Source organism: Oscillatoria sp. HE19RPO (assembly GCF_024220515.1).
Lineage (GTDB): Bacteria > Cyanobacteriota > Cyanobacteriia > Cyanobacteriales > Laspinemataceae > Laspinema.
The window spans coordinates 1-11,275 of record NZ_JAMXOT010000414.1; the positions used below are offsets into that span (position 1 = coordinate 1).

At 45.4% G+C, this 11,275-nt stretch carries 11 protein-coding genes; 8 read left to right on the forward strand and 3 right to left on the reverse strand.

Annotated elements, in window-relative coordinates; translation table 11 throughout:
• Positions 1-88: 88 nt before the first annotated feature.
• Positions 89-235, reverse strand: a complete 147-nt coding sequence (locus NG833_RS28295; RefSeq protein ID WP_254568607.1) for a hypothetical protein — start codon at positions 233-235, stop codon at positions 89-91.
• Between NG833_RS28295 and NG833_RS31130 the strand changes: the two genes are divergently transcribed.
• From NG833_RS31130 to NG833_RS28325, 7 genes are all read left to right on the forward strand, one after another.
• Positions 170-325, forward strand: a complete 156-nt coding sequence (locus tag NG833_RS31130) for a hypothetical protein (protein ID WP_375293976.1) — start codon at positions 170-172, stop codon at positions 323-325. The two genes, NG833_RS28295 and NG833_RS31130, sit on opposite strands and share 66 nt — an antisense overlap.
• A gap of 303 nt (positions 326-628) precedes the next feature.
• Positions 629-1,633, forward strand: a complete 1,005-nt coding sequence (hpsE, locus tag NG833_RS28300; RefSeq protein WP_254568608.1) for a hormogonium polysaccharide biosynthesis glycosyltransferase HpsE — start codon at positions 629-631, stop codon at positions 1,631-1,633.
• A gap of 59 nt (positions 1,634-1,692) precedes the next feature.
• Positions 1,693-2,685 carry a hormogonium polysaccharide biosynthesis glycosyltransferase HpsE gene (gene hpsE, locus NG833_RS28305; RefSeq protein ID WP_254568609.1) on the forward strand — a complete coding sequence of 331 codons (993 nt, stop codon included), beginning with the start codon at positions 1,693-1,695 and terminating at the stop codon, positions 2,683-2,685.
• Between the two features lies 1 nt (position 2,686).
• Entirely contained in the window at positions 2,687-3,643 is a 957-nt protein-coding gene (locus tag NG833_RS28310) for a glycosyltransferase (RefSeq protein ID WP_254568610.1), read from the forward strand.
• A 104-nt stretch (positions 3,644-3,747) separates the two neighbouring features.
• Positions 3,748-4,386, forward strand: coding sequence for a class I SAM-dependent methyltransferase (locus tag NG833_RS28315; protein WP_254568611.1), 639 nt, complete (start codon positions 3,748-3,750; stop codon positions 4,384-4,386).
• Between the two features lie 47 nt (positions 4,387-4,433).
• On the forward strand, positions 4,434-5,039 hold the full coding sequence (locus NG833_RS28320; protein WP_254568612.1) for a bifunctional 2-polyprenyl-6-hydroxyphenol methylase/3-demethylubiquinol 3-O-methyltransferase UbiG: 606 nt from the start codon (positions 4,434-4,436) through the stop codon (positions 5,037-5,039).
• 51 nt (positions 5,040-5,090) lie between these two features.
• Positions 5,091-6,107: a sialate O-acetylesterase gene (locus tag NG833_RS28325; RefSeq protein WP_254568613.1), complete on the forward strand. Its 1,017-nt coding sequence runs from the start codon at positions 5,091-5,093 to the stop codon at positions 6,105-6,107.
• A 78-nt stretch (positions 6,108-6,185) separates the two neighbouring features.
• Here the strand turns inward: NG833_RS28325 and NG833_RS28330 are convergent, their stop codons facing one another.
• Positions 6,186-7,355 carry a hypothetical protein gene (locus tag NG833_RS28330; RefSeq protein ID WP_254568614.1) on the reverse strand — a complete coding sequence of 390 codons (1,170 nt, stop codon included), beginning with the start codon at positions 7,353-7,355 and terminating at the stop codon, positions 6,186-6,188.
• Between the two features lie 4 nt (positions 7,356-7,359).
• On the reverse strand, positions 7,360-8,832 hold the full coding sequence (locus NG833_RS28335) for an MBOAT family O-acyltransferase (RefSeq protein WP_254568615.1): 1,473 nt from the start codon (positions 8,830-8,832) through the stop codon (positions 7,360-7,362).
• Between the two features lie 161 nt (positions 8,833-8,993).
• Here NG833_RS28335 and htpG point away from each other — a divergent pair, with 161 nt between their 5' ends.
• Positions 8,994-10,970, forward strand: a complete 1,977-nt coding sequence (gene htpG, locus NG833_RS28340) for a molecular chaperone HtpG (protein WP_254568616.1) — start codon at positions 8,994-8,996, stop codon at positions 10,968-10,970.
• The last annotated feature ends 305 nt before the right edge of the window (positions 10,971-11,275 follow it).

Genomic DNA, 11,275 nt, shown 5'->3' on the forward strand with positions numbered 1-11,275 from the left:
GGAACTCCAAAAAATAAAATACCCAAAAAACCCGCAGGCTTAAGCCTGGGGCTACACGGACAAAGCCCGCCTGCGCGGGCTAATACAGTTAGGTGCTTAACCATCGGGATTTGGAGGATTTATTTGTTGGAACACCCTTAGCAAAATTCTCCTCATTCCAGTCAAACTCTTGGATAAACGGTGGAATCCGAGAAACATTGCCCTTAATCTCATGGGTGAGGTGATCGATTACCATACCAAATTGGGGTACGATCCAGGATATGGGGCAAGACCCTTCAACCGGGCCATTCAACCACAATTGGAAAACCCCCTCCCCACGACTTGAGGAGAATTCTCAGGAAAATTGTGGCAGGGGATACAGTTCACCTGGACCCAGAACCGCCTTAATTCGGATTTGATACCCAACCCCGGTTCCAGTTACAGGAAACCCCAGGATTTCAATAACCCCAGGATTTCAATATTGGAACCACCGGAACCACTCAAATCCAGTAAATTCCGTAGAAAAAGTCCAGTATGACAGATGATTTAATTCAGGGTGATTGGTGAAGTAATTCAGATCTCAAGTAGGAGGATTTCATAAACCTGTCGGATAAATCTTAATCTTTTAAGGAAAAGGGAGGATCGAAATATGGGCGTCGATCTAACAGTCGTGATTTGCACCTATAACGGAGGCAATCGATTTCCACAAGTGTTAGACGCACTTTTATCTCAAGTCAACACTCAAGAGTTTTCTTGGGAAATTCTGTTAGTTGATAACAATAGTACCGACAACACGGCTGAAATCGTCAAAGGCTATCAAAAGCAATTTGAGAAGATTGCACCCCTACAGTATTGTTTTGAACCCGCACAGGGGGCTGCTCATGCTCGCCACCGGGCGGTTACAGAGGTGAATAGTCCGTTCATTGGGTTTTTGGATGATGACAATATCCCGGCCAAAAATTGGGTATCTGCTGCCTACAAATTTGCTCAAGAAAATCCGAAATTAGGCGCTTGTGGAAGTTTTATTTCTCCAGAGTTTGAAAGTGACCCCCCCCCCAATTTTAAGCGGTTGATGCCTTTTTTAGCGATTACTCAACGGGGTTCAAAACCCTTACTTTATCGACGGGATAAGAACCTGCTGCCGCCCTCTGCCGGATTGGTAGTCCGCACTCAAGCATGGCGTGAAAGCGTTCCTAAACAGTGTATTCTGAGTGGCCGAACGCCTGGGAGTATGCTCACGGGAGAAGATATAGAAGCACTCTCGTATATTCAACTGCAAGACTGGGAAGTTTGGTATAATCCGGCGATGAAAATTGTCCATAAAATCCCCCGTCACCGCTTGGAACCGGAGTATTTAATTCCCTTCTTTCGCGGGATTGGTTTGAGTCGTTATGCCACGAGGATGGTGAGGGTTAAACCGATACTCAGGCCGGGTTTTACCTGTGGGTATTTCGCCAACGATTTGCGGAAACTGATTGGGCATATTTGGAGATATGGGATTCAAACACCCGATGCGATCGCCACTTGTGAACGGGAGTTATTGATCGGTAGTTTGAACAGCTTTTTCTATCTGTGGCGTCACGGATATTTGAAGCAAGATAGGAAAAATATAAATTCCCTTCCGGAAAATGTAGAAACAGCTATCAATCAATAAACCAAGTATTGACGGAAAGTCCCCCTCACATTTTTAGATTAACCGGAAATTTAAAATCCATGAATGACGCCTTGTTAGACGTAACCGTAGCCATACCTACCTATAACAGTGCAACTCGAATCCCCCAGGTTTTAGAGGCGCTCTGCAATCAAGTTAATCTCGAAAAAATTAGGTGGGAAATTATAATTATCGACAACAATAGTCGAGACAACACCGCTCAAATTATTAAAGACTATCAAAGCAACTGGCAACACAACTATCCCCTAGAATACTATTTTGAAGAGCGCCAGGGACCCGCCTTTGCCCGAGGGCGTGCCATCCAAGAAGCCAAGGGAACTTATGTAGCTTTTTTAGATGATGATAACATCCCGGCACCAGATTGGATCGCAGTGGCTTATGAATTTGCCACGCATCATCCGCAAGCTGGAGCATTTAGTGGCCAAATTCACGGAGAATTTGAAGTCAACCCCCCGGAAAACTTTAACCATATTGCCCCATTTTTAGCCATTCGCGAACATGGAACTCAAGCGTTTCTCTTTGAGCCGGATAACTTAAAATTACCTCCCTCTGCTGGATTAGTGGTTCGCAAACAAGCATGGCGCGATGCTGTACCGGATATACCTCAACTGGCAGGCAGTCAACAAGAGGCTTTAGCGCGGGGAGAAGATTACGAAGTCTTGTTGTATTTGCACAAAGCCGGGTGGGAAATTTGGTACAATCCCGCCATGCATATCAATCATCAAATTCCCCAGTGGCGACTCGAACGAGACTATTTGTTATCCTTAGCACGCGCCTGTGGGTTAGCCACTTGTCAATTAAGGATGATTAATGCTCCCACCCAGGAAAAGCCAGGGATTTGGGTGCGGACAATTTTTGGGAATCTGCGCCGCATGGTTCAGCATAGATTGAAGTATGGGGACAAGCTCAAAACTGAGCTAATTCCGGCCTTTGAAATGGAGTTTTATCGGGGAAGTCTGATGAGTTCCTTTTATTGGATGAACCATCTTAAACGGGGTCAATCGGGGACCGGGGACAAAGCCGGGAGAAAATAAAATGCCAACCATTTCAGTGATTATTCCCGCCTATAATGCTGAAAAAACGATTCAGGAAACGATTGAATCGGTTTTAAATCAGACCTTTCAAGATTTTGAGTTGATCATCATTAATGATGGGTCTACTGATAAAACATTAGAGATTATTTCTAATCTAAGCGATTCGCGAATCAAAGTATTTTCTTTTCCGAATTCTGGCGCTCAAAAAAGCAGAAATCGAGGAATTTCTTTAGCAACTGGTGAATATCTGTCTTTTATCGATGCCGATGATTTATGGACTCCTGATAAGTTAGAAATGCAACTGAAAGCCCTAAAAAATAATCCCGAGGCGGGGGTAGCTTATAGCTGGACCGATTATATTGATGAATCCGGTCAACGCTTACCCGGGGGGCAATATTTTAAAATTACCAATCATGTTTATGAACGACTCTTACTCGGTGACTTTATTGGCAGTGGTTCTAATCCCTTAATTCGCAAAGAGGCATTTTTGGCTGTCGGTACTTTTGATGAGTCATTAGTGGGAGGCCAAGATTGGGAAATGTGGATTAGATTAGCCTCGAAATATCAGTTTACTGTCGTGAAGAGACCTCAGATTTTATATCGACAATCGGCTCATTCCTGGTCGGTTAATCTGGAAAGACAGGAAAAAGGATATAATCAGGTTATCGAAAAATCCTTAGCGAATGCACCAGAACCTATCCAAAAGCTGAGAAAACAAATTCTGGCAAATCGCTATAAATTTTTAACTTTTGATGCTTTAGAATCCAGCGTCAATCGAAAGCACAGCCTGATGGCGGCTAGATTTCTGTGGATTGCGGTAAAAAACCAACCCAAATTACTGGCCAATCCAGTAATTTGGATCGTGATTATTAAAATTTTCATAGGGACGCTTTTCCCCCCTGAGTTAGGCAGTTTTTTTATCAATTTTATTAAAAGGGGCAAAAAAAATAATGAGTGAATAAAGGATGGGTTATTTTTGACATTCGAGTTTAATTAAATTGAACGGTTTTAGATAAAACCTACCTAAAACCCCTGACTATTCATCTATATCACCTCTTTCTTATGTTAGTAAAACCAACTAAGCTTGTCCTCAAAAATGTGCTGATTTTTTCGATGAAGGGCCTAAAAAAGGGCCCTCATGTGACTCGGTATTATATGTATCGGCATCTATCAGAAGTTCTCAAATCCAGAACCCCTCCGGGTAAAGTTTTATCTATCAGTCATTCCACTGCGCTTTGTCAGCAGTTTTTTGATTTAAACCACTCAGAATTGGTTGAGGCGAACTATCCAGATTATAATTTTCTGTCTCTCCCCTTTGCGGATCATGAATTTGATTATGTGGTGAGTGACCAAGTATTGGAACACGTAGAAGGAGACCCTCAACAGGCGATCAATGAAAGTTGGCGTGTCCTGAAACCCGGTGGGTTAGCCATCCATACCACCTGTTTTATCAATCCCATTCATGACTATCCCGGAGATTTTTGGCGGTTTACTCCCTTGGCGCTAAAGTTGCTACTCCAGGACAAATTTTCAACCCTAATTGAGGTCGGGGGTTGGGGAAATAAATATGCCTGGGTCCTGGATTCAATTGGATTGCGATATGAGGGTATCCCCGAGGCAAGTTGGCATCCCCTGCACAAAATTGCCATGCGGAATGACCCGATATGGCCGATCGTCACCTGGGCGATCGCCCAAAAATAAGCCCTCTCAACTGACTTACAACTTCACCCGCTTAATGAGGAGTTATTATGGCCGTAGAATATTTAACCAAACTTCGACTGATTAGCTACTACAACCAAAAAAGAATCATCCAGTCTTTGGGTAAATCCGTTCATAAAATTTTGGAAATCGGGATTTTTAACTCTTTATTTTCTGAAATTTTGTTAAGAGAAGGCTATGAAGTGGTTCGGGCCGATTTTGACCCAGACTTAAAACCGGATATTATCCTCGATCTCAAAAGTGATTTTAAAATTGAACCCGATACATTCGATGCGATCGTTCTCTTTCAGGTTTTGGAACATATCCCTTATGAGGATTTTGAAGCAGCTATCAAAAAAATAGCCCAAGCTACCAAGAAATTTGTCGTCATTTCCCTTCCCTATAATACGCTATATTTCACCCTACAGTTTCACGTTTCCTTTAATCAGCGTCCCCGGAGTTTGCTGCTGCAAATTCCTCAATTTTGGAGCAGTAAGCCCTATACCCCCGATGAACATTGCTGGGAAATCGGATTAAAAGGCTATCCTAAAAAACGGATTGTCACCTCCCTAGAAAATGCCAGTCTCAAACTCAAACGGGAATATCAAGACCCTCTCTATCCCTATCACTACTTTTTTGTCTTAGAAAAGAAGTAGAAAAGAAATAGAGAAAGGGATGAAATCTTCCCGGTTGTTTACAAAGTCATTATGTTCTATCCTAAATGGGTTGGGAAATGCTTAAAGCCGATCGCCACTAAAGGCACGAGTGTGATGCTTCTAACGAGCACCTTGCTCGTCAGCTTTTCCCTCCCCGCCCGAACCGCATCTATCCAACTGTTTATCTTGGCGGGACAATCCAACATGGTGGGATATCGGTCCAATTTGAATGATTTACCCCCTGATTTACAACAGCCTCGGTCCCAAGTGTTATGGTACGATCGCCAGAATCAATGGGTGAGCTTGCAACCCCCCACCGAACCCTTACCTTTTAGTCAGGGGGTGGCAAATTCCCAAGGATTTGGCCCAGAAATTGCCCTATCTGCCACCCTTTCCCGGTATCTCAACCAACCCATTGCCTTGGTTAAATATGCCCAAAATGGCACCAATTTGGAGACTCAGTGGAATCCAGGGATTGAGGGGTCTCTCTATCATCAAATGTTGGATCGAGTGCAACAGGCGATCGCGGAACTCTCCCGTCTCGGTTACCAAGTAGAAATTGCTGGCTTTTTTTGGATGCAGGGGGAATCCGATGCCAAAAGCGATCGCTATATGGCCTCCAATTATTCCCAAAACTTCACCCATTTTATCTCCCGACTGCGCCAAGATTTAAACCAACCCCAACTGCCAGTCATTTATGGTTTAATTCCCATTGTCAACCAACAATCTACCACGCCCTTTGGCATATTTGAGTATGGGGATGTCGTTCGCAACGCCCAATATCAGGTCTATCAATCTGTTGCTTACACGCGAATTGTAGAAACCCTCTATTTCTCTCGATATCCCGATAATCTGCACTTCACTTCCCTCGGACTGATGAGCTTAGGTCATCATTTTGCCCTCCAATGGTTGCAGATGAAATGTGGTTCCCCCTGTTCCCCCTATCCTGTCTTAGACTGGGCAAAACCGTCTGAGTCTTTGTCTTTTAAACCGTTAAATATGACGGGAAGGCAGTGTTTGGATGCAGGAGTAATTCATTCCAACTCACCCATTACAGCGCCTTGGTAATCCTTTTCCCTTTGGGAATATAAAACCCTAAATGTAGAGGCGATTTGTGAACCGCCTCTATATTAGACCTATTCTGAATTAAGGCTTTAAACCTTCTACAAATTCTACCCATTCGGGGTTTTCCTTGGCCCACAATTCCCGACTGCGACGAATCTGTTCTAAATGAGTCTCCAGATTAGTTGGGGTCAGCAACAGGCCAAAATCCGATGGCACGGTTTCCGGTTGGTAATCCAAAATCCGGTTGAGCACCAAATCTCCCAGTTCCTTGCGGTAATGAGAACTTTCGATATAATACTGCATCGGATTTGCGATCGCCTCCGTGGTCATGCTATTGTACCCTGAAAAATCCCAAATGGGGGATAGACTAACGAGGGTTCGCTTCCAGTCTTCAAACTCGGACCACAATCCCGCCACGCGAATTGCTTCCCATTGCATTGCATGACTCGGAGAAATAAACAAATGTAACCGAATTCCCTGCTGTTGACTGGTCGTAATAATAGCCTGTAAATCTTTTAAATAATCTGGAGAAATTTCATAGGTTCCATACATATCAGGTCGGACTAAAAAATCTTTTAGAACCATCCTAAATCGAGGAATAATGCCTTGATTGAAATAAACTTGTTCAATGGTAGAATCCGGGTTGCGTCGGCCATCTTCATAGAAAAACCCTGGATTGTTTGGCCGCATAAAACTATTTTTTAAAGTTTTTAAACTACTAATAACGGCTGGTTTGGATAACAATATTTCAAACCAATCTCCTACAAACAAGTCTCCCACAAACCATCCCCGGGTTTCTAAGCGTTGTTCCTTAAAATCCGGCGTATTTTCTCGGAATTGATTAAACATAAAAAAATCAATCCCTAAGACGATTTCTTTGACCTCGGTTTGAGTGGCGATCGCATGGTCAAAATAGCGCCGGACTTCATACATATTCCCCCCGGTAATCGCCAAATTATACCCCGGTTGGTGTTCACTCAACCCTGGATGATGGGTATCTAAACCAAATTCCGTCCGCGATGACCCTAAAAATAGGCTTTTCACTTCAATTCTATTCACCGCCACCGCTTTAAACAATCTAACCTGAATATCTTTCTCTCGCTTAACCTGATTCAACCTCTTAATCGTGGGAGTACCCAGCACCTCATACGGGTCAAAAAAACCATTAAACCCGGCAATCATTGCTAAAAAAATAGCGATTAGGGTTAAGACCCTGAACCCATAAAGACGATAATCCTTGTAATATGACATGGACTTAAAACTGAAAGTACAGAAACTCTGACACTTGATTGAGAGAAATAAAACATCCTGCCGCTAAAAGAGCAATCCACAGACTCCAAATCCAGGTGGTTTTAAAGTCTTCTACCATTTCTTGGGTATTCGGCAAGCGCATCACGATGAACAAAACACCCAAAAGCGTTAACCCAGTCAACTCCACCCCGCCTCGGGGTAAATAAGCGAAAGCGTCACCCGGCTGAAATTGCAATCCCAGTGGACTTAACCAGCCGAAAACACCTTGGTAATGAGTCGGTAATATCACAGATTTCATCCCCGCCATTGCTTGTAAAAGTTCTAAAGCATCCTGAAAGGTAGCCGCCCGAAATAACACCCAACTGGCAACGACTGCCAAAAAAGTGGCCGTCACTCCGACACATTTTGGCAGAGAAATTCCTAGCTTGCGCCAGAGATGATTGATGCCTAAAAATAACCCATGCAGTCCTCCCCAAATCACATAAGTCCATCCGGCACCATGCCACAGACCGCCTAACAGCATCGTCAGCATTAAATTGCTAACGCGGCGGGTTTCTCCCTTGCGGCTACCTCCTAATGGAATATAAAGATAATCTCTCAAAAAGGCCGAGAGGGTAATATGCCAACGCCGCCAAAATTCAACAATGGAACTGGCTTTATAGGGAGAGTTAAAATTAATCGGTAGATTGATATTCACCATCCATCCCAAGCCGACTGCCATATCTGAATAGCCCGAAAAATCAAAATACAGTTGAAACGTATAGCTCAAAGCCCCAATCCAGGCTTCCAGAAAAGTCACCGACTCCGCATGATTAAACACCTGGGCCACCCAAGGGGATAAATTATCCGCAATCAGCATTTTTTTGGATAATCCCAGAATAAACAAGGTTAAGCCTAGGGCAAAATTTCTCTCAGAAAAGATAAAATTTTTGACAGCGCGCAACTGGGGAATCAGTTCATCATGGCGCAGAATCGGACCCGCGATTAATTGCGGATAAAACGAGACAAACAGACTGTAGGTAATTAAATCATAATTTGAATCTTTTGTTTCTCCCCGGTAGGCATCCACCAGATAGGCGATTTGAGTAAAGGTGTAGAATGAAATCGCCAGGGGCAGAATAATCTCCGGACTCTGCCAAGTCCAGTTAAAGACGCTATTGAGGGAACTCAGGAAAAATTCCGCATATTTGTAATAGCCAATCAGGGCTAAATTACTACTAATGCCGACAATCAGCAGGAGTTTCGCCCAGTCGCCCCTTAAGGGACTAGCAGCGATCGCCTTGCCGAACCCATAGTTCAGACCAATGGAACCCAGCAGTAACAACAAATAAGCCGGATTCCAGTAGCCATAAAAAAACAACGAGGCGATCGCCATCCAAACGATCGCCGCCTGATAGCGCCACCGCGTCAAGCCAAAATAGACTAACAACGTAACCGGGAGAAACCCGAAAATGAAAACGTAAGAATTGAATAACACAAGCCGTCACCTTCTCTACCGTGATCCAACCCTGAACCCAGATTGAACTCAAAAAGTAGGGAGATCCGAATCCTTTGCGGGGGGTTCCCCCGATCTGCAACGAGCGCGCGATCGCCCAAAATCAAGACTGAACTAAACTTTACCCTTAAACTGAGAAAACTATGACCGTACTGGAACAAGGCCAAATCACGATCCATACCGAGAATATCTTTCCCATTATCAAGAAGTCTCTATACTCCGACCATGAAATCTTCTTGCGGGAACTCGTCTCCAACGCCGTCGATGCCATTGAAAAACTCAAAATGGTCTCCTATGCCGGAGAATTTAGCGGCGACACCAGCAACCCGGAAATTACCATCGCCGTCGATGCCGAGAAAAGCACCCTCTCCATCAGCGACACCGGCATCGGCATGACCGCCGACGAAGTTAAACAATACATCAACCAAGTCGCCTTTTCCAGCGCCGAAGAATTCATCAGTAAATATCAATCCGCCAGCGATCGGCAAATCATCGGACACTTCGGACTCGGCTTTTACTCCGCCTTCATGGTCGCCAAAACCGTCGAAATCGACACCCTCTCCTACAAAGAAGGAGCCCAAGCCGTCCATTGGAGTTGTGATGGGTCCCCCTCCTTCACCCTCGAAGAGTCCAGCCGGAGCACCCACGGCACCACCATCACCCTCACCCTCCAAGACGAAGAAAAAGAATACGCCGAAGCCTCTCGCATCAAGCAACTCGTCAAAACCTACTGTGACTTCATGCCGGTTCCCATCACAATGGATGGCGAACAAGTCAACCGGCAAAAAGCCCTGTGGCGCGAATCTCCCAGCAGCCTCACCGACGAAGATTACCTCGACTTCTACCGCTACCTCTACCCCTTCCAAGAAGAACCCCTGTTGTGGGTCCACCTCAACACCGACTATCCTTTCCTCGTCAAAGGCATCCTCTACTTCCCCAAACTGCGTCCCGATGTTGATGTCACCAAAGGACAAATCAAACTGTTCTGCAATCAAGTCTTTGTTTCGGACCACTGCGAGGAAATCATCCCCAAATTCCTCCTCCCCATGCGTGGCGTCCTCGACAGTCCCGACATTCCCCTGAACGTCTCCCGTAGCGCCTTGCAGATGGACCGGACCGTTCGCAAGATAGCAGACTTCATCGCCAAAAAAGTCGCGGACCGACTCAAAGAACAGTACAACAACAACCGCCAAGAATATATCCGAAGCTGGCAAGATATTGGCACCTTCGTCAAATTCGGCTGCCTCAACGATGATAAATTCAAAAAACAACTGGAAGATATCATCATCTACCGCACCACAGCGGACCTCAAACCCGCAGAATCGGACCAACCTGCGGTGGAAGTGCAAGCCGAAGCCGGAGATGCCTGGAAAGAAGTCTCATCGGACAGCAAAACCGAGGGACCTTCTTACACCACCCTGGACGAGTATCTAGAACGGAACAAAGCGCGCCATGAGAACCAGGCATTTTACTGCACTGACCCCGTAGCGCAAGCCACCTACGTCCAACTGCATAAGAGTCAGGGATTAGAAGTTCTATTTATGGACTCCTTCATTGATCCCCACTTCATCAGCTTCCTAGAACGGGAACATACCGAGGTGAAATTCTCCCGGGTAGATGCGGAGATTGACGACAAACTGATTGAACAAGACAAAGCCTCAGAAATCGTCGATCCCAGCACCAACAAGACCCGTAGCGAACAAATCAAAGAAATCTTTGAAAAAGCGCTGAACCAACCGAAACTGACCATCCGCACCGAGGCCCTCAAATCCGAGGACCCCCAAGGCACTCCCCCGGCAATGGTCCTCCTCCCCGAGTTCCTGCGCCGCCTCCGGGATATGAACGCCTTAGTCTCCCAGGAATCCGCGAAATTCCCCGACGAGCATATCCTCCTGGTAAATACTGCGCATCCCCTGATTCAACACCTGACCGAACTCTCCCAAAGCGGCATCATCCAAGGGGAAGGCAAATCCCCCTCGGCAGAATTGGCAGAGATGATTTGTCACCATGTCTATGATTTAGCACTGATGGCGCAAAAAGGCTTTGACGCTGAAGGGATGACCACCTTCGTAGAACGGTCCAATCGTTTGCTTACCCGTTTAACTGAACAACGGTCCTAAGCCTAGAAACGGCGGGGGTTTAAACCGACTGAGCCCCCTACCCAAGGACCAAGAAACCGGGTTTCTGCGACTATTTTTGCTAATTGTCCTAAATTTAGGGAAGAAACCCGGTTTCTGAGCCCCCTACCCAAGGACCAAGAAACCGGGTTTCTGCGACTATTTTTGCTAAGGGGATTCCAACAAATAAATCATCCTTGCTTTGATGCGATCGCACCTAACAAGGCTCTTTTAGCCCGCGCAGGCGGGCTTTGTCCGTGTAGCCCCAGGCTTGAGCCTGCGGGTTTTTTGAAGGTTTTATTTTTTGG

Coding starts and splice junctions, on each gene's coding strand:
- hpsE (WP_254568609.1), top strand. CDS start 1,693: ATGAATGACGCCTTGTTAGACGTAACCGTAGCCATACCTACCTATAAC.
- NG833_RS28320 (WP_254568612.1), top strand. CDS start 4,434: ATGGCCGTAGAATATTTAACCAAACTTCGACTGATTAGCTACTACAAC.
- NG833_RS28310 (WP_254568610.1), top strand. CDS start 2,687: ATGCCAACCATTTCAGTGATTATTCCCGCCTATAATGCTGAAAAAACG.
- NG833_RS28325 (WP_254568613.1), top strand. CDS start 5,091: ATGTTCTATCCTAAATGGGTTGGGAAATGCTTAAAGCCGATCGCCACT.
- htpG (WP_254568616.1), top strand. CDS start 8,994: ATGACCGTACTGGAACAAGGCCAAATCACGATCCATACCGAGAATATC.
- NG833_RS28315 (WP_254568611.1), top strand. CDS start 3,748: ATGTTAGTAAAACCAACTAAGCTTGTCCTCAAAAATGTGCTGATTTTT.
- NG833_RS28295 (WP_254568607.1), bottom strand. CDS start 235: ATGGTAATCGATCACCTCACCCATGAGATTAAGGGCAATGTTTCTCGG.
- hpsE (WP_254568608.1), top strand. CDS start 629: ATGGGCGTCGATCTAACAGTCGTGATTTGCACCTATAACGGAGGCAAT.
- NG833_RS28330 (WP_254568614.1), bottom strand. CDS start 7,355: ATGTCATATTACAAGGATTATCGTCTTTATGGGTTCAGGGTCTTAACC.